Annotated in this window: 22 protein-coding genes and 2 pseudogenes; 18 read left to right on the top strand and 6 right to left on the bottom strand. The window is 63.3% G+C overall.

From position 1 onward, the window contains the following. Positions 1–45 precede the first annotated feature (45 nt). The 3 genes and pseudogenes from OKW40_RS24820 (at position 46) to OKW40_RS24810 (ending at position 2,357) form a co-directional block, all read left to right on the top strand. Positions 46–922, top strand: a pseudogene (locus OKW40_RS24820) (RNase A-like domain-containing protein). Positions 923–953: 31 nt separating this feature from the next. Further along, positions 954–1,274, top strand: a complete 321-nt coding sequence (locus tag OKW40_RS24815; RefSeq protein WP_429492162.1) for a hypothetical protein — start codon at positions 954–956, stop codon at positions 1,272–1,274. A 219-nt stretch (positions 1,275–1,493) separates the two neighbouring features. Beyond that, positions 1,494–2,357 carry an alpha/beta fold hydrolase gene (locus OKW40_RS24810; RefSeq protein WP_429492160.1) on the top strand — a complete coding sequence of 288 codons (864 nt, stop codon included), beginning with the start codon at positions 1,494–1,496 and terminating at the stop codon, positions 2,355–2,357. A gap of 62 nt (positions 2,358–2,419) precedes the next feature. Here OKW40_RS24810 and OKW40_RS24805 read toward each other — a convergent pair whose 3' ends face one another. Further along, positions 2,420–2,821, bottom strand: a complete 402-nt coding sequence (locus OKW40_RS24805) for a hypothetical protein (protein WP_184059890.1) — start codon at positions 2,819–2,821, stop codon at positions 2,420–2,422. 381 nt (positions 2,822–3,202) lie between these two features. Between OKW40_RS24805 and gltA the strand changes: the two genes are divergently transcribed. The 4 genes and pseudogenes from gltA (at position 3,203) to OKW40_RS24785 (ending at position 8,469) form a co-directional block, all read left to right on the top strand. After that, positions 3,203–4,501, top strand: a complete 1,299-nt coding sequence (gltA, locus tag OKW40_RS24800; protein WP_184059892.1) for a citrate synthase — start codon at positions 3,203–3,205, stop codon at positions 4,499–4,501. 331 nt (positions 4,502–4,832) lie between these two features. Continuing rightward, on the top strand, positions 4,833–7,112 hold the full coding sequence (locus tag OKW40_RS24795; protein WP_090810509.1) for an amylo-alpha-1,6-glucosidase: 2,280 nt from the start codon (positions 4,833–4,835) through the stop codon (positions 7,110–7,112). Further along, a pseudogene (locus OKW40_RS24790) lies at positions 7,109–7,736 on the top strand (DUF429 domain-containing protein). The gene OKW40_RS24795 and the pseudogene OKW40_RS24790 overlap by 4 nt, the downstream one beginning before the upstream one ends. Positions 7,737–7,797: 61 nt before the next feature. After that, positions 7,798–8,469, top strand: coding sequence for a hypothetical protein (locus OKW40_RS24785; RefSeq protein WP_184059896.1), 672 nt, complete (start codon positions 7,798–7,800; stop codon positions 8,467–8,469). Between the two features lie 133 nt (positions 8,470–8,602). Here OKW40_RS24785 and lhpH read toward each other — a convergent pair whose 3' ends face one another. Continuing rightward, positions 8,603–9,610 carry a trans-3-hydroxy-L-proline dehydratase gene (gene lhpH / locus OKW40_RS24780; protein WP_184059898.1) on the bottom strand — a complete coding sequence of 336 codons (1,008 nt, stop codon included), beginning with the start codon at positions 9,608–9,610 and terminating at the stop codon, positions 8,603–8,605. Between the two features lie 29 nt (positions 9,611–9,639). Beyond that, complete coding sequence (locus OKW40_RS24775) at positions 9,640–10,761, bottom strand: branched-chain amino acid ABC transporter substrate-binding protein (RefSeq protein WP_429492158.1); 1,122 nt, start codon at positions 10,759–10,761, stop codon at positions 9,640–9,642. A 92-nt stretch (positions 10,762–10,853) separates the two neighbouring features. Between OKW40_RS24775 and OKW40_RS24770 the strand changes: the two genes are divergently transcribed. The 5 genes from OKW40_RS24770 (at position 10,854) to OKW40_RS24750 (ending at position 14,888) form a co-directional block, all read left to right on the top strand. Continuing rightward, positions 10,854–11,594 (top strand): haloacid dehalogenase type II, encoded by a 741-nt coding sequence (locus OKW40_RS24770; RefSeq protein WP_429492156.1) that lies wholly within the window; start codon positions 10,854–10,856, stop codon positions 11,592–11,594. Between the two features lie 63 nt (positions 11,595–11,657). Beyond that, on the top strand, positions 11,658–12,512 hold the full coding sequence (locus OKW40_RS24765) for a MurR/RpiR family transcriptional regulator (RefSeq protein WP_429354219.1): 855 nt from the start codon (positions 11,658–11,660) through the stop codon (positions 12,510–12,512). A gap of 224 nt (positions 12,513–12,736) precedes the next feature. Then, positions 12,737–12,967, top strand: coding sequence for a hypothetical protein (locus OKW40_RS24760; protein ID WP_429403022.1), 231 nt, complete (start codon positions 12,737–12,739; stop codon positions 12,965–12,967). A gap of 5 nt (positions 12,968–12,972) precedes the next feature. Further along, positions 12,973–14,301 (top strand): aspartate aminotransferase family protein, encoded by a 1,329-nt coding sequence (locus OKW40_RS24755; protein WP_184059906.1) that lies wholly within the window; start codon positions 12,973–12,975, stop codon positions 14,299–14,301. A 32-nt stretch (positions 14,302–14,333) separates the two neighbouring features. After that, a complete protein-coding gene (locus tag OKW40_RS24750) occupies positions 14,334–14,888 on the top strand; it encodes a carboxymuconolactone decarboxylase family protein (RefSeq protein ID WP_429353636.1) in 555 nt (184 codons plus the stop codon). 142 nt (positions 14,889–15,030) lie between these two features. On the opposite strand, the gene OKW40_RS24745 is transcribed toward OKW40_RS24750, so the two are convergent. After that, complete coding sequence (locus OKW40_RS24745; RefSeq protein WP_184059910.1) at positions 15,031–15,339, bottom strand: DUF4148 domain-containing protein; 309 nt, start codon at positions 15,337–15,339, stop codon at positions 15,031–15,033. 320 nt (positions 15,340–15,659) lie between these two features. Here OKW40_RS24745 and OKW40_RS24740 point away from each other — a divergent pair, with 320 nt between their 5' ends. The 4 genes from OKW40_RS24740 (at position 15,660) to OKW40_RS24725 (ending at position 19,272) form a co-directional block, all read left to right on the top strand. Continuing rightward, the gene (locus OKW40_RS24740) at positions 15,660–16,085 is read left to right on the top strand and encodes an OsmC family protein (RefSeq protein ID WP_429403023.1); all 426 of its coding nucleotides are present in this window, start codon (positions 15,660–15,662) and stop codon (positions 16,083–16,085) included. Between the two features lie 192 nt (positions 16,086–16,277). After that, on the top strand, positions 16,278–16,907 hold the full coding sequence (locus OKW40_RS24735; protein WP_187630725.1) for a TetR/AcrR family transcriptional regulator: 630 nt from the start codon (positions 16,278–16,280) through the stop codon (positions 16,905–16,907). Between the two features lie 57 nt (positions 16,908–16,964). Then, positions 16,965–18,512, top strand: coding sequence for an MFS transporter (locus OKW40_RS24730; protein WP_429492153.1), 1,548 nt, complete (start codon positions 16,965–16,967; stop codon positions 18,510–18,512). A gap of 487 nt (positions 18,513–18,999) precedes the next feature. Continuing rightward, on the top strand, positions 19,000–19,272 hold the full coding sequence (locus OKW40_RS24725; RefSeq protein ID WP_429353638.1) for a YodC family protein: 273 nt from the start codon (positions 19,000–19,002) through the stop codon (positions 19,270–19,272). Positions 19,273–19,389: 117 nt separating this feature from the next. Here OKW40_RS24725 and OKW40_RS24720 read toward each other — a convergent pair whose 3' ends face one another. Then, the gene (locus OKW40_RS24720; RefSeq protein WP_184047290.1) at positions 19,390–19,701 is read right to left on the bottom strand and encodes a superinfection immunity protein; all 312 of its coding nucleotides are present in this window, start codon (positions 19,699–19,701) and stop codon (positions 19,390–19,392) included. A gap of 168 nt (positions 19,702–19,869) precedes the next feature. Here OKW40_RS24720 and OKW40_RS24715 point away from each other — a divergent pair, with 168 nt between their 5' ends. Both OKW40_RS24715 and OKW40_RS24710 read left to right on the top strand, forming a co-directional pair. Then, entirely contained in the window at positions 19,870–21,330 is a 1,461-nt protein-coding gene (locus OKW40_RS24715; RefSeq protein WP_184060305.1) for a M20 family metallopeptidase, read from the top strand. A gap of 123 nt (positions 21,331–21,453) precedes the next feature. Beyond that, positions 21,454–22,557 carry a malate/lactate/ureidoglycolate dehydrogenase gene (locus OKW40_RS24710; RefSeq protein WP_429492151.1) on the top strand — a complete coding sequence of 368 codons (1,104 nt, stop codon included), beginning with the start codon at positions 21,454–21,456 and terminating at the stop codon, positions 22,555–22,557. Between the two features lie 18 nt (positions 22,558–22,575). Here the strand turns inward: OKW40_RS24710 and pdeR are convergent, their stop codons facing one another. Beyond that, positions 22,576–24,582 carry a cyclic di-GMP phosphodiesterase gene (gene pdeR, locus OKW40_RS24705; protein WP_429492149.1) on the bottom strand — a complete coding sequence of 669 codons (2,007 nt, stop codon included), beginning with the start codon at positions 24,580–24,582 and terminating at the stop codon, positions 22,576–22,578. Positions 24,583–24,606: the final 24 nt, after the last annotated feature.

Below are 24,606 nucleotides of genomic sequence, written 5' to 3'. Positions count from 1 at the left end.
AGCGGAATCCAAAAATCATCCATCGCCCATTCCATACCCCTGTGGATGCCTGCTAGCGTAGCAGCCCTAACAACTACAGAGGACACCGGAACGTCGTATCAACAGGATTCGGACGGCGTGCGGGTGGTGCTCAGTGCGCCGCAACTGGCGGCAGTGCTCTCCCGCCAGTCGATCAGCCCCACGGAGATGCTTTCCAACCGGCTATGGGGCGGTTTGCAGGTGGTCGGCGGGGTGCTGGAAATGGTCGGGGCGGCGCCACTGTGTGTGCTGCCGGAACCGACGATGGCCAGCAAAGCCGCGTGTGTCGTGTTCGGCGTGCATGGCTCAGATACGGCGTCGGCCGGTCTACGCCAAATCTGGACAGGCCGGGATACGGCCACGCTGATACAGCAAGGTACGACGAAACTGGCCGAGGCGATGAAAGCCAGTCCTGACTTGGCGAACAACATAGGCCTGTCAGTTGATATGGTCGTGCCGTTCGGCTTTGCCGGTTCGATCAGGGCGGTACGCGCCGCCAGCGTTACGATGGGCCGGGATCAATCTGATTGAGCATGAGGCGCAAGCTGGCAGCCGGATTGGTGGGCATACAATCGCAAAGCATGTGGGACGAACCGAGGCGCAATTGCGCGCCAGGCTGGCTGCTGAAAATCGCATTGACATCGCATCCTCATTTACGAATTTGCGCGCCGCTGAAAGTGCAGTTTCAAAGGTTATGCAATTCAACTCTGCGAGGGTGAAGGCATGGGCGGCGGCAAATGACATACGTCTATGTCTGATTCATGACGTAGGGTCCCCTGCAGGGTATGGAATGACTCGATCAACAGGGAAACTCGTGCCGTTGAGGAAGGTTAAAATGTTTATAAAGCGCGAACCCCACAATGGCATGCCGTACTACATTCTCACAGCGTATCTTGAGCTTTGACGCCAAAATTTTTGACCGGCAGGAGAAGTTAATGAAAGTAATTGTGAGCCACCATATCGACTGCAGTGACCGCGATGAAAATGGAATGTATGAATATTATTACGAGTACGATATCTATGAATTTGTCGAGGGAAATGTCAGTTATATAGTCAGGGCCTATATGGACGAACCAGGCGACGCAGGCGACGCACACTTCTTAAAGATGAAAGGAGACGGCGACCAGGATTGGCGAATAATGATGGAGCCAGACAAGGATGAGCCTCTGTTTAAAGAGGTCGTCGAACATCTAAAAAATATCGGGAAACCCAATATACGATGCTTTATGGGGCGCACCGGTTATGTTGATCTTTAGGAAACGGCCTGACTGATGAAGTTCTCTCCAGGCGAGTAATATCCTTGTCGCCACGCGTCAGTGGTTTGATGAAGACGCCTGCCCGACGCGTCGCTGACGCTTATGTGACAATACGCATCGCGTCCCGTTTTCAGGGACACCGGTACGCTCATTTCCCAATGCTTGTTGCCGGCTCCGCGCGCATTCGCGCGCCGATGCCGCGCCGCCCGTAGCTCATCCGTGAATCAATCCGTTTCCGCTTCGTCGCTGTCGTCATCGCCATCCTTCATCGGACTACGCAGCGGCTTGCGCATGCCTTACGTCGAGGCCGGCGAGGGCGACTTGCTGCTGTTCGTGCACGGTTCGTTGTGCGACTACCGCTACTGGCAGCCGCAACTGGCCGGCCTGTCGAAGCGCTATCGCTGCGTCGCGGTCAGTCTCACGCATTACTGGCCAGTGACCGATAGCGCGCGGGTGGACCTGCCGTTCAGTTGGAGCAGCCACGCCGATGAAGTGGCGGAGTTCATCGCGCGTTTCGGCGCGGGGCCCGCGCATGTGGTCGGGCATTCGCGCGGCGGCTGCGTCGCCTATCATTTCGCGCGACGCCATCCCAAACACGTGCGCACGCTGACGCTCGCCGATCCGGGCGGCCCGCTGCAGATCGCCGGACGTCCACCCGCGAGCGTGCCGGAGACGGTCAACGCATTGCGTGCGAAAGCGGCTCGGTTGATCGAAAGCGGCGAGATCGAAGCAGGCTTGCAACTGTTCGTCGATTCGGTGAGCCGCCCCGGCTTCTGGGCGCTGAGCACCCCGGGTTTTCGCCGCATGGCGACGGACAACGCGCACACGCTCGCGCGGCAATTCCGCGATCCGCTGCCCGCCTACATGCCCGAGGACGCGGCCGATCTGCGCTGCCCGGTCCTGCTGCTCGACGGCGAGAAGAGTCCCGACATGTTCCACCGCACGGTGACGGCGTTGCAGGGATGGTTGCCCGATGCGCGCCGCGAAACGGTACGCGGTGCGTCGCATGGCATGAACCTCGCGCACCCGTCCGCGTTCAATCGTTACGTGGATGATTTCATTCAGGCGATGAGCGCGCGCTGAGCAAGTGAAGCGAAGACCAAGGGCGATCGGCCGGCGCGCGCCGCCGATCGCCCGTTACTGCATCAGGCCTTGCGATGCGCGTCCTTGTCGAGCGCGCGTTCGGCCGCCTCGCCGACGAGCCCGTGATAGTACAGATGTACGCCGATCGCGAGCGAGTCGTTGCGGATTTCGTGGAACACCCTCCACGCCTTTACCGGGTCCTTGAACAGTAGATAGTGCGCTTCCTGCGCGATCAGATCCGCGACTTCATGCAGGCCGTGTCCATGCAGCACGTCGACGAGCGTGTCGAGACTGCGATGCGTGCGCGCGTCGGTGCGCGGATAGAGCATGTGCAGCACCGCGACGTCCTGCGTCTTCAGCGCCGCCGACAACGCGACGACGATATCCTGATGATTCAGCGCGGTGACCGTGTGGTCTTCGGTATGGACGTGATCCGGAAACAGCGTTTCGAGAGAGACATTCATTTGTATTCGTCCTGCTTTTCTGTGTGATCAAAAAAACCCGCTTCGAATCGCGGGCCGCAAGCATCAATGCACGGACTGAGTATCGCAGATGGATCCCGCCCGACGCAGTGTGCTGGCAGCAAAACATTGTTGCGGCTGGTGTTCCGACTTTCGTGCAACTTTCAACGGCATCGCGATGCACCCGCCGCGCGCCGACAACGAATGTTGCGCCCAAGGAGATGGACTGTTGCGATCAATCGACGCAATCAACGACACGCCGACCCGTAGAATGCGCAGCGGAGCCTGAGCATGCCCGTCTTCGGGAGCGCCGATGTCGCGCCTCGCCGTACGAACGCGATGCATGCCGGCGCGAGTGCGGTATCAAGCAAAAGGAAGACGTACATGAACTCGAAGTCACACGCAACGCTGAGCTTTTCCGACAGCGACCAGACCATCGATCTGCCGATCTATCAGGGCTCGCTGGGCCCCGACGTCATCGACATCCGCAAGCTGTACGGCCAGACCGGCAAATTCACGTACGACCCGGGTTTCATGTCGACGGCGGCGTGCAACTCCGAGATCACATATATCGACGGCGACAAGGGCGAACTGCTCTACCGCGGCTACCCGATCGACAACCTCGCGCAGAACGCCGACTTCCTCGAAACCTGCTACCTGCTGCTGAAGGGCGAACTGCCGAACGCCCAGCAGAAAGCCGAGTTCGAGAACACCGTCACGCAGCACACGATGGTGCACGAGCAGATGCACTTCTTTTTCCGCGGCTTCCGTCGCGACGCGCACCCGATGGCGATTCTGGTCGCCGCGGTCGGCGCGCTGTCCGCGTTCTATCACGACTCGCTCGACATCACGAACCAGCAGCATCGCGACGTATCGGCGATCCGCATGATCGCGAAGCTGCCCACGCTGGTCGCGATGGCGTACAAGTACAGCGTCGGTCAACCGTTCGTGTATCCGAAGAACGACCTGTCGTACAGCGCGAACTTCATGCGCATGATGTTCTCGAATCCTGCCGAGGAGTACGAGGTCAACGACGTGCTGGTGCGCGCGCTCGACCGCATTCTGATCCTGCACGCGGACCACGAGCAGAACGCGTCGACGTCGACCGTGCGGCTCGCCGGTTCGTCGGGGGCGAATCCGTTCGCGTGTATCGCGGCCGGTATCGCGTGTCTGTGGGGCCCGGCGCACGGCGGCGCGAACGAAGCCGCGCTGAACATGCTGGAAGAGATCGGCTCGGTCGACAACATTCCCGACTTCATCGCGAAGGTGAAGGACAAGAACTCGGGCGTGAAGCTGATGGGCTTCGGCCACCGCGTGTACAAGAACTACGATCCGCGCGCGAAGCTGATGCGCGAAACCTGCCACGAAGTGCTCGAAGAGCTGGGCCTGCACGACGACCCGCTGTTCAAGCTCGCGATGGCGCTGGAAAAGATCGCGCTCGAAGACGAATATTTCGTGTCGCGCAAGCTGTACCCGAACGTCGACTTCTACTCGGGCATCGTGCAGCGCGCGCTGGGCATTCCGACGTCGATGTTCACGTGTATCTTCGCAATGGCACGCACGGTCGGCTGGATCGCGCAGTGGAACGAAATGATCGCCGATCCTGAGCAGAAGATCGGCCGTCCGCGTCAGCTGTTCATCGGCGAGACGCTGCGCGAGGCGAAGCCGGTCGCGAAGCGGTAACAGGCCGGATAGACGCCCGACAACGCGTTCAACGACGGTCGCCAACCCACGGCTCACGAGGCCGTGGGTTTTTTTACGTTCCGCGCATCCTGCCGCCTGCACGTCCCGTGCCACCGGAAACGCCGTCAAAAAACGGCGCAAAAAGCCGAAACTCCGAGGCGATAAGCTCGTCTCACGCGGAAAGAGCCTCTACAATCGGATGGGCCGGCCCATCGGGGAGCAGGCCAACCGGGGCCCCCGGTGACGGGGCAACCGGGCAATCCGGCGGCCGATCCGAGGCGAGACCCGAAGTGCAACCAAACGCAGCAGCGAATCCATAGGAGCGACCTTGATACAGCAGCCAGAAGCCCTCGGCGGGCTGACCCACTCCGGCGGCGTCGATCATCGCGAGCCCGAGCAGGACGGCGTTTTCATCCCGACGGAAAACCTTAACGTCGCGAGCGTTACGCAGCACGTGCTCAAGTCGGGCGACACCTTCGTCGTCAACGATCCGCTCGGCGATATCACCGGCCACGACGATGGCCTGTTCGTCAACGATACGCGCGTGATGTCGCAACTGCGGCTGACCTTCGGCGGCCGCGCGCCGTCGCTGCTGTCGGGCAGCGTCAGCAGCGACAACACCAGTTTCACCGCGCATCTGACCAACCGCCCGCTGCCGCCGCTCGGCGGCGACAGCACGCCCGAAGGCGTGATCCACGTCGAGCGTGTGCGCGTGCTGTCGGGCACCGTGCTCAACGAGGCGATCGAGCTCACGAACTACGGCACACACGATGCGACCGTGCCGCTGTCGATTTCGTTTTCCAGCGATTTCCGCGACATGTTCGAAGTGCGCGGCCTGAAGCGCGACAAACAGGGTCGCGTGCAGCCCGCGCGCATCGAGAATCAGGAGGTGCTGCTCGGCTACATCGGTCTCGACGACGTGGCGCGCAACGTACGGATCGCGTTCTCGCCGCAGCCGGACAAGCTGTTCGCCGACCGCGCCGACTACACCGTCAAGCTGCCCGCGCAGGCATGCGTGTCGATCTATCTGTCGATAGCGGTGCATGTCGTGCCGATGACCGGCAAGCCCGGCGCCGACGTGTCGCAGCCGATGCATGCGTTGAGCGAAGCGCATCTCTCGCAGATCGATGCGGAGCGCCCGCGCGTCGGCCGCACGGCGGTACGCGCGGCAATGGTGGATGCGCACCTGGTGATGCGCGAGCGACGCAACGCGAGCGCGCGCGTGCGTTCGAGCAATCCGCTGTTCAACGCGTGGATCGACCGCTCGTTCGCCGACCTCGGCCTGCTGACGACGGATCTCGCGACCGGCCCGTACCCGTACGCGGGCATCCCATGGTTTTCGACCCCGTTCGGCCGCGACGCGGTGATCACGTCGCTGCAGACGCTGTGGCTGCAACCGCATCTCGCAGCCGGCGTGCTGCGCTTTCTCGCCGAGCATCAGGCGCGCGAGAACTCGCCGTTTCGCGACGCCGCGCCGGGCAAGATCATGCACGAGATGCGCAAGGGCGAAATGGCCGCGGCCGGCGAAGTGCCGTTTGCGCTGTACTACGGCGGTGTCGACACCACGCCGCTGTTCATCGTGCTGGCCGGCGCCTACGCGGCCCGCACCGGCGACGTCGGCTTGATCGACGAACTATGGCCCGCGCTCGAACGCGCGGCGCAGTGGGTCGCGGGCGTGTGCGACAAAAACCGGCACGGGCTGCTCGATTACCAGCGCGAATCGGATGGCGGCCTCGCGAACCAGGGCTGGAAAGACAGCCACGATTCGGTGTTCCATGCGGACGGGCGCTTCCCTGACGGCCCGATCGCGCTCGTCGAAGTGCAGGCCTATGCGAGCGCCGCGTTCGACACGATGGCTCACTACGCGAAGTTGCGCGGCCTGCGCGACGCGGCCGCGCAATACGCGGAGCGCGCGAAGAAGATCCGCCGCTGCGTCGAAGAAAAGTACTGGATGGACGAGGTCGGCTTTTACGGCATCGCGCTCGACGGTCATGGCGAGTTGTGTCGCGTGATGGCATCGAACGCGGGGCATCTGCTGGCGTTCGGCCTGCCCACGCGCGAGCGCGGCGAGGCGGTGGTGCGGGCGCTCGACTCGACGCTGTTCCACACCGGCTGGGGCGTGCGCACACTGGCCGCGAGCCAGGCGCGCTTCAATCCGATGGCATATCACAACGGCTCGGTCTGGCCGCACGACAACGCGCTGTGCGCGCGAGGGCTGTCACGCTATGGCGGCAAGGCGTCGGCCGTGAAGCTGCTGCAGGCGCTGTTCCAGGCCGCGGTCAATTTCGACATGCGCTTGCCCGAGCTGTTTTGCGGCTTCCCGCGACGCCGCGGCGAGCCGCCCACGGCCTATCCGGTCGCGTGTTTGCCGCAGGCATGGGCGGCGGGCTCGCCGTTCATGATGCTCGAGGCGTGTCTGGGCATCACGATCGACGCCGAGCGCCGCGAAGTGCTGATCGAACAGCCGATGCTGCCCGAAGGTATCGACTGGCTCGAGGTCAGCGATCTGCGGGTCGGGGATGCGTCGGTGTCGATCACGTTCCGCCGGATCGGCGAGAAGGTGGTGGCGTCGGCGGAGCAGGGCGATGTGAGGGTGGTGGCGCTGCTTTGACGCCGACCACGGTAGCGGGCATCGATGTTGGCGGCGACCGGAAGGGAAACCATCTGGTCGTCCTGCGCGGCACCGAGATCGTGAGCCATCTCGGCAACGCGACCCCCGAACAGATGCTCGAACGGTGTCGCGCACTCGAGGTGGCGGCGGTCGGCATCGATGCGCCGTGTCGTTGGCGAACAGGCGCCGCGGGACGACTAGCCGAGAAGGCGCTCGCGCGGCAGCGAATCTTTTCGTTTGCGACACCGGCTCGCGAAACGGCGATCGCCAGCAAAAGCGGCTTCTATGGATGGATGTTCAACGGCGAGCGCGTCTACGACGCATTCGTCGCGCACTTTCCGCTTTTCAGCGGCGGGCGAAAAAATCAATGGTCGCGTGTGCTTCGAGACATTCCCCCACGCGATCACGTGCGCTTTCCTCGGGACGGACGTCGCATCCGCGAAGCAAAAGGGTCCGCAGCGCCGGGCAATCCTCGAACGGGAAGGTATCGCAACAGCGTCGCTGACTTCGATCGACGACGTCGACGCGGCGCTATGCGCGTTGGCGGCACGTTATCTGCTGGAAGGCAGAGTCGAAACATACGGTGACGAGCCAGGCGGATTCATAGTGGTGCCTGGACTTTGACACTCACATTCTGGGAGGACGGGTGCACCTGGCACGACGATTCGGAGTATTGCTGCTATCCATGGCGGCGTTGGGTTCGACCGCGGCATCGGCGAACGACATTCAGTGTGCAACCTCGCAGCAACCCGCTGAGCGCGTCATTTGCGATCACGCGATCCTGAACAACGAGTACGACGACATCTTCGCGCAGCAACAGGCTCTTCTGAGCAGCGGGAAACTCTCGTCCGCGCAACTGGCGAAGTGGCGGCAGGCGCGAAACGCCTGTATCGATGTGCACTGCGTGGATGGCGTGTTCGCGCAGTGGAAGGCGATGGCCCGGTCCGTCGACGTCGCTCCTCAGGCGGCCGCGCCTCAGCCGGCCGCGCCTGTCATGACGGCCTCGGAAACGGCGATGGCACCTGTCGGTCCCAATCCCGAAGCGCCTCCAGCCGTATCCGCATCTGATGCATCTCAGGTGTCCCAGGCCTCGCCGACGTCGGAGGCTTCTCTGGTGCGTCAAGGGAGTGCCGCTGGTGTGGCGCTTCCGCAGCCCGTCGCGGCGGAGGCTTCCGCGCCCGTGGCTGCCTCGGCGGCGCCCAGCCAGAGCGAATCTCGTGGCATGACCGGCATGAGCGACATCAGTGGCGGCCTGATCGTGGTTCTGCTCGTCGCGCTCGGAGCCGGTGTGTTCTTCGCGCTTCGGAACCGAAGCAGAGCGACCGCAAAGAAGACGCAAGGCAAGAACGGGCGATGAGGTGATGCCAACGCGCTGGCCTCGCGCACGAAACCGCGCTTTGACCTACCGGTCGGGCCGCTCGATTCGCCAATCAAACAACGCGGAATGCCTGTCACGGCGTTCCGCGCTAAAAGCGACTGCAAGGAACCGATTATCGGACGAGGAAACCGTAAGCCAGCGGGTCACGCTCGTCCACGATCCAGGTTGCGAAACCGCAAACGTATGCGTTGCCCTGGACCTCGGGGACGACGGCCTTGAAGTCGCCGACGGTCGTCTCACTGAGTACACGCCCCTTGAAGACCGTGCCGATGATGGACTCATTGACGAGCGTCTCGTTGCTCGCCAGTTCGCCGCGCAGATAGAGTTGCGCGACGCGTCCGCCCGTCCCTGAGCCGGTGGGCGAACGGTCCACTTCACGGTCGGCGAAGACGCAACAGTTGGCTTGCGTCGAGCCTTCGTGCCGCGGTGCGTTGGCAATGATGGTCCCGTAGATGTGGTTGATTTCCGGGATATCGGGATGCTCAACCGGGTACGCGTCGTTTGCAGCTTTTTTGACCTCGGCGCCAAACTTGATCAGTTCCTCGACGGAAGACTCCCGGACTGCGAGACCGTGCGGGGCACCGTCCGTATAGAAGTAGAAGGCACCACCGAAGGCGATGTCACCCTTTACCGTGCCAAATGACGGCGTCTCGACCGTGACATCCCGTTTCCAGATGAACGACGGAACGTTGACGAAGCGTACGTTGCCGGCGTGTTCACCATCCCATTGCACGAACGCCTCGATGAAGCCACATGGAGCGTCGATGCCGATTCGCGTCTCGGGAATCTGGCGCTGAACCCAGCCCAACTCGACCGCCGCGGTAGACAGCGCGATCACGCCGTGTCCGCAGTGGTCGCTATAACCCTCGTTGTGGACGAAGATGATTCCGAAGTCTGCCGTGGGACTAACGGGTTCGGTCAGGTATCCACCGTACATGTCAGCATGACCACGCGGTTCGAACATCAGCGCGGTACGAATTTCGTCGGCGTTCTCCTTCAGCCACGCTCGACGCTTGACGATGGTGTCACCGGGAAGACGAGGAAGCCCGCTCGTCACGATACGGAACGCTTCGCCGCCGGTATGGACCTCGACCGTCGAAATAGTGCGAGTGATTTTCATGTGTGCGTTGGGGGTTATTCGATTGAACGTCACTGCCCGTAGGGCACCGGAAGCCCGTTTCTGATCACATAGACGGTCGTGGGTGCGCCCTTCAGATCGCCGTTTTCATCGAAAGAGTAGGTGCCTGCCACGCCCTTATAGTTGGTCTTTGCCAACTGGGCGGTGAGCTTTGCCTTGTCGGTCGTGGTTCCCGCTTTGACCATCGCATCGGCCAGCAGTTTTACGCCGTCGTAGTAGCTGACCGCATAAACCTGCGTGTCGGTGTTGAACGCGGCCTTGTATTTCTGCAGAAACTCACGCCCGGCTGGGGTCTTGTCGAGCGCGATGCCGCCCTGGGCGCAATACACGATAGAGGCCGCGTCACCGGCAACCCTGCCCATGTCGGCCGAGCAAATGCCATCACCGCCAAGCAGCTTGGCTCGCAGTCCGCGTGCGCGCATCTGCCTGGCCATCGGCGCGCCTTGAGCAGCGTATCCGCCGAAGAAGACGACATCCGGATTTTTGGCCTTGATGCTGGTGAGAATGCCGAGGAAGTCAGTCGCCGACGAGTTCGTGAACTGTTGGTCCACGATTTGAATTCCATTTGCCTTCGCCTCTTTGACGAACTGCTCGGCCACACCTTGCCCATATGCCGTGCGGTCGTCGATCACCGCGGCGGTCTTGGCCTTCAATGTTTTGGCCGCAAACTGACCCATCGTTCCGCCTAGCTGCTCGTCACTCGCGCCGATACGGAAGATGTTCCTGAAGCCTTGCTTCGTCAGCGCCGGATTGGAGGCAACCGGCAGCATCGGTACCCCGCCGGCGTTATAGACGCGCGATGCCGGAATAGCCACACCTGAGTTGTAGGGGCCGAGGACAGCAATCACGCCGCTGTCGACGAGTTTCTGCGCGACCTGAACGCCAACCTTCGGATCTGCCTGGTCGTCCTCGGAGTCCAGTTTGAAAGTTACCTTCTGGCCAGCGACCGTGACACCGCTCCTGTTGAGTTCATCGATTGCAAGGCGGGCGCCGTTCTCGTTGTCCTTTCCGTTCGGCGCCTGGGGGCCCGTAAGCGGAGCCGAGTGACCGAGGGTGACCACCGATTGAGCATTGGCGGATGCGGTGATGCCGGCGGCTGTTAAGACAGCCATTGTTAGGACGAGGTGGCGCATATAGTCTCCAGGTATTGGATCCGTGTTTGACCAGATTAGCTGCGCTTCGGCATGGGTTCAACCTTTGAGCACGTCATCCGACAGGAGGAGTCGTGAAACTGACCGATTTCGATACACTGACTTTTGACTGCTACGGCACCTTGATCGACTGGGAGAGTGGCATCCTTGAAGGCCTGAGGCCTCTGCTGGAGCGAGCCAGGACGCCGCTCACGCGTGACGAGGTCCTCGAAGCGCACGCTCGCCACGAGTCGTCGCAGCAGAACTTCACCCCTGCGAAGCGCTATCAGGAACTGCTTCCCATCGTATATAAGCGCATGGCTGAAGAGTGGGGCCTGCCCTATACACACGAAGAATGCGTGGCGTACGGCCAGTCGATCAGAAACTGGCCGGCATTCGCCGATTCCGCGCTCGCGCTGCAATATCTGAAGAAGCACTACAAGCTGGTCATCCTGTCGAACATCGACAACGAAAGTTTCACCTTCAGCAACGCCAGGCTTCAGGTTGAGTTCGACGCCATCATCACAGCGGAGGACGTCGGGTCCTACAAGCCGTCGCCGCGCAACTTCGAGTACATGCTTCAGAAGCTCGATCAGCGCGGCATCAAGAAGGAAAAAATCCTTCACACGGCAGAAAGCCTCTTCCATGACCACAAGCCCGCAAACGAGTTCGGCCTGGCGTCGTGCTGGATTTACCGCCGTCATTCGCAGCCGGGCTTTGGCGCGACGATGAACCCGGGCTCGCAGCCTGACATCGACTTCCGCTTCGACAGCATGGCGGACTTCGTCGACGCGCATCGGGAAGCGCTGGTGAACCGAGCATCTTCGCGCCGTTGAAACGCGCCTGCCCGGTGGTAACATTTGTTGTCATCTCTCACCTCGGCGCCGATCCACCTCACCATGCCAGACAGCTTCGATCAGCTCGTCGCCCTGATTCGGGCGCGCTTTCCCGAACTGAGCCCGCAGTTCCAGATGGGAGCGGGCTTCCTGCTCGATCATCCCGACGAGGTCGCGGTGTCGTCGATGCGCAAGGTGGCCGAGCGCGCGCAGGTGCAGCCCGCGTCGCTGGTGCGGCTGTCGCAGCAACTGGGGTTTCCCGGCTGGAACGAATTGCGCGATCTGTTCGTCGCGCGCGTGCGCACGCGGCCCGAGCCGTTGACGAGCCGGGCGCGCTCGATGGTCAAATCGAAAGATGCGCTCGCGAACGATCTTCTCGTCGCGCAGCAGCACAATCTCGAAACGACCGCCGCGCATAACGGCCGCGTGATCGTCGAGGCCGCGCGCGTGTTGCGGCGTGCGTCGCACGTGCACGTGGCGGGCTTCCGCTCGTGTTACGCGGTGGCGTTCGGTCTCGTCTATGGCTACCGGCTGTTTCGTCCGTCGGTGTCGCTGCTCAACGGCGAGGCCGGCACGCTCGAAATGCAACTGCGCACGATCGAGCGCGACAGCGCGACCATCGTCATCAGCTTCGCGCCGTATTCGGTCGAAGCCGCGCGCGTCGCCGAGGCCGCGCTCGAAAAAGGCAGCAAACTGATCGCCCTCACCGACAGCGCCGTGTCGCCGATCGCGTTGAACGCCGACAAGGTACTGATCTTCTCGCACGAAAGCCCGTCGTTCTTTCCGTCGCTGGTGGCCGCCACAGCGATCGCCGAAGCGCTGGTCGCGCATTTGCTCGCGCTCGAAGGTGCGGATGCGCTCGAGCAGCTTGCGCTCGCCGAACAATCGTTGCATGCGAAGGGCGCGTACGTGCCTTGAGCGATTGCGTGAGGCACGCCACGCTCCGTTCGATATCGTTCAACGGCATTTGACAACAAATGTTGTATTGGCGTATAAATACGTACCGATTGTTGAATATGGTGCGACCCGTGGCGTCGATGCAGGCATTCAGTGTTTTTTCAGGTCAGCGGCGAGCCGTACGACATCGGCTACCGGCTTGGCGAAATCGCCTCGCCGCGGCCGGCCCGCTGCAACCGGCGGCCTTGCTCGACGTACTGCACGATCGCGCGCCGTCGGGCTTGCCGATCTACCGCGACGATCCTTACGATCCCGACGACGAAAACACCCTTGCCACCGCGCTGTTCGAAATCGGCAACGCTGGTGTGTCGATGAAAGCGTATCGCCAGAAGCAATGCGCGTTCGACACTTTCGTCGCGTGCGCGACGCCCGAACCGGCCCGCGTTTCAGCGCCCGCCGCCCTCACCAGGAACTGAACATCATGTCCACCGTTTTTCATCGCTCTCCAAAGCAATCCTTGCCGGTGGCCGTCGCGGGCGACGGCATCGAAATCATCGACTCCACGGGCAAGCGTTATATCGACGCGTCGGGCGGCGCAGCCGTGTCGTGCCTCGGTCACAGCAACCAGCGCGTGATCGACGCGATCAAGCGGCAAGCCCAACGGTTGCCGTACGCGCACACGTCGTTCTTCACGACGGAGCCGGCCGAGCAACTGGCCGACCGGCTCGTCGCGAGCGCGCCGGCCGGACTCGAGCACGTGTACTTCGTGTCGGGTGGCTCGGAGGCGATCGAGGCGGCGCTCAAGCTCGCACGTCAGTATTTCGTCGAGAAGGGCGAGACGCAGCGGCGCCATTTCATCGCGCGTCGGCAGAGCTATCACGGCAACACCCTCGGCGCACTCGCGATCGGCGGCAATGCATGGCGCCGCGAGCCGTTCCTGCCGATCCTGATCGAAGCGCATCACGTGAGCCCGTGCTACGCATATCGCGAGCAGCGCGCGGACGAAACCGAAGAAGCGTTCGCTCAGCGTCTCGCCGATGAACTCGAGCAGAAGATTCTCGCGCTCGGTGCGGACACGGTCGCGGCGTTCGTCGCGGAAACGGTGGTCGGCGCCACGGCGGGCGCGGTGCCGCCGGTGCGCGAATACTTCCGCAAGATCCGCGCGGTGTGCGACCGCTACGGCGTGCTGCTGATTCTCGACGAGATCATGTCGGGCATGGGCCGCACCGGCTATCTGTACGCGTGCGACGAAGACGGGGTGGCGCCCGATATGCTGACCATCGCCAAGGGCCTTGGCGCGGGTTATCAGGCGATCGGCGCGACGCTGGTCAGCGACCGCATCTATCAGACCATCGTCGGCGGCTCCGGCTTCTTCCAGCATGGTCATACCTATATCGGCCATGCGACCGCGTGCGCGGCCGCGCTCGAAGTGCAGCGCGTGATCGCGGAAGACGATCTGCTGGCGAACGTGCAGGCGCGCGGCGAGCAGTTGCGCGGCCGGCTGCGCGAGCACTATGCGCAACATGCGCATATCGGCGACGTGCGCGGGCGCGGCTTGTTCGTCGGCGTCGAACTCGTCAAGGATCGCGTTACCAAAGAGCCGTTCGACGCCAAACTGAAACTGCACGCGACGATCAAACGCGAAGCGTTCGCGCGCGGCCTGATGGTGTATCCGATGGGCGGGACCGTCGACGGCAAGAGCGGCGACCACGTGCTGCTCGCGCCGCCGTTCATCTGCACGGAGCGCGACATCGACGAGATCGTCAGCCGCCTCAGCGATGCGATCGGCGCGTCGCTCGCCGCCCGCTGAGATTCGACCCACCGACTTTTGCGAGAACGACGATGACCGAGCGCTTGCCTCACTTCGACATGTCCACTGCCACGCCCGAACAGAAGGCGGTGCTCGACGAAATCCTGTCCGGCCCGCGCGGCAACCTGAATGGGCCGTTCCTCGGCTGGATTCACAGCCCCGATCTCGCGCAGCACGCGCAACGCCTCGGCGCGTTTTGCCGCTACCAGACCGGGCTGCCGCTGCGGCTGTCGGAACTCGCGATTCTGGTGACCGCTTCGCGCTGGCAGGCCCAGGCGGAGTGGTACATCCACTATCCGATCGCGCTGCAGGCGGGCGTCGGCGAAGCGGACGCCGAGGCGATCCGCCAGGGGCGCCGCCCCGAGTTCGCCGATGCCGACGACGCGCTGATCTACGACTTCGCGAGCGAACTGTACGAGACGAAGCGCGTGACGGCCGCGACGTATGCGCAGACGGTCGGGCGTTTCGGGCATCAGGTCGTGATCAACCTGGTCGGCCTGCTCGGCTACTACGCGCTGGTCGCGATGACGCTGAACGTGTTCGACATGCGCGCATTGGGGCAGCAAAGCCTGCCGTTTCCCGAATAGCGCTTTTGCCAACGAGCGGCTGCGCAGCAGCGCCGCGCGCGCCAACGAAAAGCCCCGGTTGCCGAACTTCGCAACCGGGGCTTTTTTACTGCGCGCTACATTAACGACTTGCGCGCTCAGTTATCACGATCAGTTACCACGCTCAGTTACCGCGATACGTCGAAAAGAGACGTTGCTGCACCGTCGCCGGCGCGCCCGCGTCCGACGAACTGGCCTTCGCGCCGCCGACGTCTTGCGAACCTTGCGCCGAAGCGGTGACGATCGTCGAGTCCTGGGGCACGGCCTTCGGATAGGTGGTGTCGTTCTGGTTCAGGAGGCCTGCTTTTTGCGCGGCTACGAGTTCGGCGCGCACCTGAGCGCGCGTGACCGGACCGTTTGTCTGCTGGGCGAACGACAGTGCCGGAACGATAAGAGCGGATGCGACGACGACTGCGGAAAGAAGCGATTTCATGACGACCTCCAATTGATTGTGTGGTGGATCGGTGTGAACCGCGTTCCCCGATCCGTTGAACGCAGTCTATTTCTTACGAGGTCAGCAAAAAAGCGGCTTTCTGGCGAAATATTATTGCCAGTTTTGAGATAGTGAAAAAGGCGCTTTTCCGCGCCGGGACGCGGAAGCGCCTATGATGAAATGCGGTCCACGCCCGCGCCTGCGAGCCGCGCGGCACCTGCGACCGATGCCCAGGCGCGGACACATCCGGGCGGACCGCCGCGGCGGGCATCATCTTTGGTCGAGCAGCGTGCGCGGCAAGGCACAAACAGGAGAGAGCAATGAAGCGCAAGGCATCGGCAGTCTGGCAAGGCGGCCTGCAGAACGGCAAGGGCTCGATTTCCACCGACAGCGGCGTCCTGAAGGACACCCAGTACTCGTTCGCGACGCGCTTCGCGGACGGCATCGGCACGAATCCGGAAGAGCTGATCGCGGCTGCGCATGCGGGATGTTTCTCGATGGCGTTGTCGGCGGAGCTGGGCAAGGCCAACATCACGCCGGAGCACATCGGCACCACGGCCACCGTCACGCTCGACAAGGACGGTGGCGGCTTCGCGATCACCGCGGTGCATCTCGACGTGACCGTGAAGATTCCGGGCGGAGACAAGGCCGCGTTCGACAAAGCCACCGCGGACGCGAAGGCCGGCTGCCCAGTGTCGAAGGTGCTGAATGCAACGATTACGATGGATGCGAAGCTCGAGACCTGAGCCCCTGCTGTCACTGTGAGCGCGCAACGAAGCCGGCGACGGGCCATGTCCGCCGCCGGTTTTTTGATGCCGGTTGTCGAATGAACGGATGACCCCGACGCGAGTAGGCCTACGGAATGCCATCCTTGATTTATTGAACATCCAGTCATAATATAAACAGACCGACGCAACCAGGCAACAAGGTCATCGCAATTGAGTCATTCAAAGCAAGCCGCGAAAAAAGCCGGCGAAACGTGTCAGCGCGGCCGTCCGCGCGAGTTCGACACGGCCACCGTGCTGGCGAACGCGAGCCAGGTGTTCTGGGATCACGGCTACCACGCGACGTCGATCGACGATCTGTGCAAGGCCACCGGTCTGCTGCGCGGCAGCCTGTACGGCGTGTTCGGCGACAAGCACGGCATCATGCTCGCCGCGCTGGATCATTACTCGGAAGGCGCGGTCGCGCGGCTTGCGCAGCGACTGAGCGCGACGGCCGAGCCGGAGCAGGCGCTGCGCGACGCGTTGCTGCACTACGCGAGGGTGTCCTGCGCATTGAGCGGCCGGCGCAGCTGTTTCATTACGAATACGACGCTCGAAATGCAGCCCGATGACGAAGTGCTGCGCGCGCGCGTCGCCGCGATTCAGCGCCGCATGGCGACTTTGCTCGCGGCGGCGGTGATCCGCGGTCAGGCGAGCGGCGCATTCGATTCGACGCTCGACGAACAAGCCGTCGGCGATTTCCTGCTGTGCGTGATGCAGGGCTTGCGGGTCATGGGGCGGGTCGCGCATCAGCAAGATGCGCTGATCGGTATCGTCGATGTGGCGATGCGCGCGCTGGTGTAACGCCTCGTCCGCGAGCGGTGGCGCAAAATTTTTTAACCAATTTTTGAACGATCGGTCATGAAACGTGAGGCAATCAAGTCCGCTCAGGCGGCATTCGGTGGATCCGTCAGCTGCGCGGCGAGCGCAGCCGTGACCGGTCCCGGCCCGGCGATGGCCGGCCTGGCTGTCGCCGCCAACGCGTCGGCGCCCGGCTTTCAGCGCCAGGCGCTCGCGCTCGCCGTGCTGTTCGTCGGCGCCTTTCTCGCGCCGCTCGATTACTTCATCGTCAATCTGGCGCTGCCGTCGATTCACACGGGCCTCAACGCGAGCGACGCGCAACTGCAACTCGTCGTGTCGGCTTATGCGTCCGCCTACGCGGTGCTGCTGATCACGGGGGGCCGCCTTGGCGATCTGTTCGGCCGCCGTCGCATGTTCATGACGGGCATGGCGGCTTTCGTGATCGCGTCGGCGTTGTGCGGCTTCGCGACGAGCGGCCACATGCTCGTGATCTCGCGCATCGTGCAAGGCATCGCGGCCGCGGTGATGGCGCCGCAAGTGCTCGCGACGATTCGTGCGGTCGTGCCGTTGCATCAGCAGACGCGCGTGATGAGTCTGTATGGCTTCGTGTTCGGCTTGTCGTCGATCGTCGGGCAACTCGGCGGCGGCGCGCTGATCACGTATCACCCGTTCGGGCTCGACTGGCGCGTGATCTTCCTGATCAACATCCCGATCGGCATCGCGGCGTTCGTCGGCACATGGAAGTTCGTGCCGGAGAACCAGCCGGTCACGCATACCGGCGTCGATCTGAAGGGCGTCGCGCTGCTGTCGGCGGTGCTGCTGCTCGTCATCTATCCGATGACGCATGGCCGTGAAGCCGGCTGGCCCGCGTGGACCTTCGCCATGTTCGCACTCGCGGTGCCGGTGTTCGCGCTGTTCGTCGCGACCGAGCGGCGCGTCGAGCGCGCTGGCGGCCATCCGCTCGTCGACCTGCAACTGTTCCGCAATCGCGCGTTCGCGCTCGGTCTCGTGCTCGCGTTCCTGTTCTATTGCAATAGCGCGTTCTTCCTGACCTACGGCATCTTTCTGCAAACCGGCCTGCACTGGACGCCGCTCGCGTCGGGCATCGCGATCATGCCGTTCGCGCTCGGCTTCGTGATCGGGCCGTTGACGTCGCCGGCCGTGGTCAAGCGCATCGGCGCCCATGTGCTGACGCTCGGTTTCTCGATGATGACGTTGGGCTTCACGGTGACAGGCTGGTCCGCTACCCAATCCGCGACGCCCGATCTGCTGTTCTACTGCGGGCTAGTGTGCGCGGGCGTCGGACATGGTCTGCTGTTGCCGTCGATCATGCGCATCGTGCTGCAGGAGGTGGTGCCCGAGAAGGCCGGGCTTGCATCGGGTGTGGTCTCGTCGACGTTGCAGATCGGCTCCGCGTTCGGCACCGCGGCGATCAGCGGCGCGTTCTTCGGGGCGCTCGGCGGCAGTTCGGCACCCGCCTCTTATGCGCACGCGTTCCAGCTGAGCCTCGCTATCAATGCCGTGCTGATGTTCGTGTGTATCGGCCTTAGCGTGCTGCTGGTACGTCATCAGCAAGGCGTGCGGCGCTCGGTGGCCCCGGCAGTTTGAAATTAATCCGCTGGTAATCGTTTTCATTTGTTAGCTTGCTGAAAAAATCGTTCAATTTGAACGAAGCGGTATAACGAACTGCATCGTATTTACCGGCGATCTACTCGTTCACAGGTAATTCTGATTTAGATCAAACTGGCTCATTCCGATTAACGGCTCGACGACATCGCGTCAGCTTTCTCTAATCAGACGAAACCGGCCTCGCATTTTCTACCGGCCTGCAGACGGCCTGCAGTAAGTGTTGCGTTTGTGCGGTAGCGCACATAGGGTTAGCCGCAAGCTGTCGCGATGATTGTTTTCGGTAATGCCGGGAACTTTAGCCAGCGAGCATGGACTGCGGGTCTAATGGAAACGGTATCAATAAAAAAGCGCTTGCCGCGTTTAAATTCGATTGTTAATCTGTCTTAACTTTAGAGTGTACGTTCAACAGGTCGGAGTCGATAAAGCCGGGCTCAAGTTAATAACGCTCAAGATAGGGGGACCCAATATGCTGACCGCTACCATTGACGCATTCCAGACAGCATCCGCCGCCGCCTTCAATGTGGGCGACGTCGTCAAGTTAAAAGAAGGGGGCCCGCGCATGACCGTGACGTACGCAGGTCCGGTCGCGCTGAATCCCGGCGACTGGGTGATCTGCGAGTGGTTCGACGAACACGGCGAACTGCGCCACGAAAGCTTTGCGGCGCAAGCCGTGCGGGCGGAGCCGCGCTCCATTCCGGCGGGCTCGGTACAGTGGAGTCGCATCGGGCGCGCGGCCTGAGTGACGCCCCTGACTGACGCCCCTGACTGACGCCCCTGAGTGACGCCCGTGCACGTCAATCAATCGGTTTCCTGTTGTTCGTTTGTTGCTCGTATTGCTCGAGCCGCCCGAATCGTTTCAGCGCTCGGGCCGGTCGCGCGCGGCCTGGCGTCGCCGCACGCGCAGCGTCAGCGCCGATGAAAACGCGCGCAAGGTCGACACCTTGCGTGTCTCCACGACGTCCCGCGCGAGGCTCTCCGCCGGATTCGGCTGTAGCGCCCAATACAGCGCGAGCACCCAGCCGAGCACGGTCCAGCCGAGGCAGGCATTGAAGAGCGCGAGCGTCAGCACGTCGCGGCGCTTGCGCCGGTCCGCGATGATCGCCGGCAGAAAATACAGCGCCAGCGCGAACGCCGCGCCGATGGCCTGAACGGCCACGTTGCCACCCATACAAGCTCCTGATGCGCGATGCATGTAGCGATTGTCGCGCGAATGGCGGCCGCGCGCCTCGCACCTGCGCGTTCCAGTCTCCACCCCAATCACCGCAAGGGGTTCAGCCCGACACGCATCGGGACTATCATGATCGTTTCGACCGAACAGTACTTCACGGACCCGATCATGATCACCGACGACACGACCCAGCAGGCTCAACTCAACCCGGACACGCTACGAGAATTCGTCGAGCGCAAGTGGAACGACGAGATCGTGCCCGCGCTGACGGACTACATCGCGGTGCCGGCCAAGAGTCCGGCGTTCGATCCCGACTGGGCGAAACACGGTTATCTGGAGCGCGTGATCACCGACGCCGCGCAATGGGCCGAGCAGCAGCCGGTGCGCGGCCTGAAGCTCGAGGTGATCCGCCTGCCGGGCCGCACGCCGGTGATCTTCTTCGAGACGGCCGCGACGCGCTCGGGTAGCGACGAAACCGTCGTGCTCTATGGCCACCTCGACAAGCAGCCCGAGTTCGATGGTTGGCGCAACGACCTCGGTCCGTGGACGCCGAAGTTCGAAGACGGCAAGCTTTACGGCCGCGGCGGCGCGGACGACGGCTACGCGATCTATGCGAGCCTGACGGCGCTCGCCGCGCTCGATGCACAGGGTGTCGAACGTCCGCGCTGCGTCGGGCTGATCGAAACCTGCGAGGAGTCGGGCAGCTACGATCTGCTGCCCTACGTCGACGCGCTGCGCGAGCGGCTCGGCAACGTCGGGCTGGTCGTGTGTCTCGACTCGGGCGCGGGCAATTACGATCAGCTGTGGCTGACCACGTCGCTGCGCGGACTCGTCGGCGGCGATCTCGAAGTGCAGGTGCTAGACGAAGGGATCCACTCGGGCGTCTACGGCGGCATCGTGCCGTCGAGCTTCCGCATCATGCGGCAACTGTTCGACCGTCTCGAAGACTCCGCCAACGGCACGCTGCTGCCGAAGGGCTTCCACTGCACGGTGCCGGCCGATCGTCTGCGCGAAGCGGAGGCCGCCGCAAAGATTCTCGGCGACGACGTCTGGAAGAAGATGCCGTGGGCGTGCGGCCAGGACGGCCGTCAGGTGCTGCCCACCACGACCGATCCGCGCGAGGCGCTGCTCAATTCGACGTGGCGTCCGTCGCTGTCGGTGACGGGCGCGGCTGGCTTGCCCGCGCTCGCCGACGCCGGCAACGTGCTGCGTCCGCGCACGGCGTTCAAGCTGTCGCTGCGGCTGCCGCCGACCATCGAAGCGGAGAAGGCGGTCGCCGAACTGAAGGCGCTGCTCGAATTCGATCCGCCGTACAACGCGAAGGTCACGTTCAAGCCGGATGCGGGTGCGGCGAGCGGCTGGAACGCACCGGAGGTCGCGCCGTGGCTCGCCACCGCGCTCAACGATGCGTCGCGTCAGCACTTCGGCGCCGACGCGGCCTACATGGGTCTCGGCGGCACGATCCCGTTGATGAACGTGCTGAAGGCGGGCTTCCCGAAGTCGCAGTTCATGGTGTGCGGCGTGCTCGGGCCGAAGTCGAACGCACATGGGCCGAACGAGTTCCTGCACGTGCCGTACGGCAAGAAGCTGACGGCCGCGGTTGCCGAAGTGATTGCCGCGGCGCCGTGAGTTCCGGTTTCGTTTGAGTGGGGCTCGGGCGTGACCCGGGCCCGCTGTTTATCGATGCTGCTTTGATGCAGCTGTTTTTCCCGCCGTTTCATTCCTTCCGTTCGAACCTCACCGACACGCTGAATGACCGACTCCCAGACTGCCCAAACCACCACGCCCCGGATTCCGGCCGATCAACTGCATGCCTACGTCAGGGCGATCTGGGAGCGAGCGGGCAGTACGCCGCGCGAAGCGGAGCTGGTGGCCGATCATCTGGTGGCCGCGAATCTGACCGGGCACGACTCGCACGGTGTCGGCATGATCCCCCGCTATGTCGAATCGCTCGCCGACCGGCAACTGCAACTGAATCGACACGCCGACGTCGTGAAGGACGCGGGCGCGGTACTGACCGTCGAAGGCGGCAAGGGCTTCGGTCAGGTGATCGCGTTCGAGGCGATGGAGCGGGGCATCGAGCGCGCGCGGCGGCTCGGCGTCTGCGCGGTGGGCTTGCGCGGCGCGCATCATATCGGCCGCATCGGGCATTGGGCCGAGCAGTGCGCGCGCGCCGGGCTGGTGTCGTTTCACTTCGTCAACGTGGCGGGCGATCCGCTCGTCGCGCCATTCGGCGGCGCGGACCGGCGCATCGGCACGAATCCGTTCTGCGCCGCTTATCCGCGGCCCGGCAAACCGCCGCTGGTGCTCGACTTCGCGACCAGCACGATCGCGTTCGGCAAGACGCGCGTCGCTTATAACCAGGGCAAGCACACACCACCCGGCGCGCTGATCGATCACGAAGGCATGCCGACGCTCGAACCGAAAGTCATGCACGAAGCGCCGTTCGGCGCGCTGACGCCGTTCGGCGGCTACAAGGGTTTCGGGCTCGCGGCGATCTGCGAGATTTTCGGCGGCGCGCTGTCGGGCGGCTTCACGACGCATGCGGACACGCTCGGTACCACGCACGCGATCATCAACTGCATGCTATCGGTGATCATCGATCCCACCGCATTCGACGCGCCCGATGCGCAAGCCGAAGCCGATGCGTTCCTCGCGTGGGTGAAGGCGTCGCCGCTCGCGGCGGGCGCGGAGCGCATCTACGAACCCGGCGAGCCCGAGCGCGTGACGCGCGCGCGGCGCGAGGCCGCCGGCATTCCGATCGACGCGGCTACGTGGACGCAAATCCACTGCGCGGCGCGCGCTGTCGGGATGAATGAAGACGAAGTGGGTGGTTGGTCCGCGCGCCTCGGCTGAAGCGCGCGACAGCAGGGCTCAGGCGATCAGCCTGAGCTTGCTGCGCCTATCGAGCAGCCAGCGCTCGAACTCGGTGGCGGGCATCGGCTTCGCGTACAGGAAGCCCTGTACGTAATCGACGCCGAGCCCCTTCATGAAGGCTTCTTCCGCCTCGGTTTCGATCCCTTCGGCGACCACCTGGAAATCGAGCTCCTGCGCGACGGCGACCATCGAGCGCACCAGCGCCTGTGCCTTCATATCCGCGTGGATCGAGCCCGTGAAGCTGCGGTCGAGCTTGATCACGTCGAGCGGAATACGGCCGAGTTGCGACAGCGACGAGTAGCCGGTGCCGAAGTCGTCGAGATGCACCTGCGCGCCGAGTTGGCGGAACTGCTTGATCAGCTCGATCGCGGCCGCTTCGTTTTCGATCAGGCAGCTTTCGGTCAGTTCGAGGTCGACGAGGCATGGATCGAGACTCGCGTGCTGCAATGCCTCGGTGAAATGGCGGACCACGGCTGTATCCGTGAGCTGTCGCGCCGACACGTTGATCGCGACGCGCAGGTCATAGCCGGCCGCTTTCCAGCGGGCCGCCTGTTTCGCTGCGGTTTCCATCACCCAGCGGCCGAGCACGCCGATCAGTCCGGATTCCTCGGCATAACGGATGAATTCCGCCGGCATGATCTGGCCGCGCTCCGGCGAATTCCAGCGCACCAGCGCTTCGGCGCCTTGCACGGCGCCCGTCGCGAGGTTCAGCTTCGGCTGATAGTGCAGCGCCAACTGGCCTTCGTCGAGTCCGCGGCGCAGATTCGTGTCGAGCCACATGAACTCCGCGACGCGGCGATTCATGTCCGGCGAGAACACGCGATGCGTGCGCTTGCCTTCGTCCTTCGCGACGTACATTGCCGTGTCGGCCGAACGGATCAGCGATTCGAGGGTTTCGCCATGCTCGGGCGAACGCGCGATGCCGATCGAGCAGCCGGTATAGACCTCGACGAGCCCGACAGCGAACGGCATGCGCATACGATCGAGAATGCGCTGCGCGGTGTTTTCCAGCTCATGCGCGGAGCCCTTCGCCGCGAGCACGATGAATTCGTCGCCGCCCAGACGCGCGAGCGAGTCGCCCGGATTCAGGCAGTCGCGGATCGCGTCCGACACGTCGCAGATCAGGCGGTCGCCGAACACGTGGCCGTAGTGATCGTTGACCTTCTTGAAGTTGTCGAGATCGAGAAACAGGATGCCGACGGTTTCGCCCGGCGCGGCCAGTTCGATCGCGATCTGGATGCGCTCCTGGATCGCGTTGCGATTGGCGAGGCCTGTGAGCGGGTCGGTGGTGGCCTGCTCGATCAGGCGGTCCTGCGCGAGCCGTTGCTCGGTGATGTCGGTGCCCGAGCAGATCAGGAACTGCTCTTCGATGCCGCTGCCGCTGCGCACGAATTTGTTGCGAAACAGGAACAGCCGTTCGCCGTGCACCGTTTTGATGCGCCGTTCGATCTCGTACGGTTCGCCACGATTGAAAAAATTCGCGCTCACCTCGTTCGAGACCCGGTCGTCGTCGGACGACATGAACAACGTCCAGACGCTGCGGCCGATGATGTCCTCTTCCCTGAGCCCGGTCAGCTCCTCGGCGAGCCGGTTGAAGCGCTGTATCCGGCCGTTCCGGTCGACGATCACGACGACCGAATTGACTTCCGAGACGACCTGTTCAGCGAACGACAGACCGTGCAGCAGCGCTCGCGCGACGGATTCGGTGTCGCCATCGGCCGACGCGGTGCCGCCCCAGCGATGACAATCGAGTTTCTTGCCGACCAGATGCAGCCGCAGCGGCGCGGCGTCCAACTGAACGTCGACGACGACGTGGGAGGTCACGCCGCTCAGCGCGCGGACCTGGGAAGCTTGAGAAGAGGTGAGGGAAATGGCGACGCCGACAGCCGCGTGGCCGTGCGCAGGCACGAGTTCCAGTATGTTGCTGGCCGCCGCCAGGCCCCAGCGAGGGCTGCTCGTGCCGAACCGCGCGTGAAGCACCTGGTCGTGTAGCTCGTCGCTCATGGAATCCCCGGAGTGTGCCGGCGG

Source organism: Paraburkholderia sp. RAU6.4a, from assembly GCF_050435625.1.
In the GTDB taxonomy this organism is placed as follows: domain Bacteria; phylum Pseudomonadota; class Gammaproteobacteria; order Burkholderiales; family Burkholderiaceae; genus Paraburkholderia; species Paraburkholderia tuberum.
Note: the sequence above shows the minus strand (reverse complement) of the source record. Positions and strands in the feature narration are given on the sequence as shown.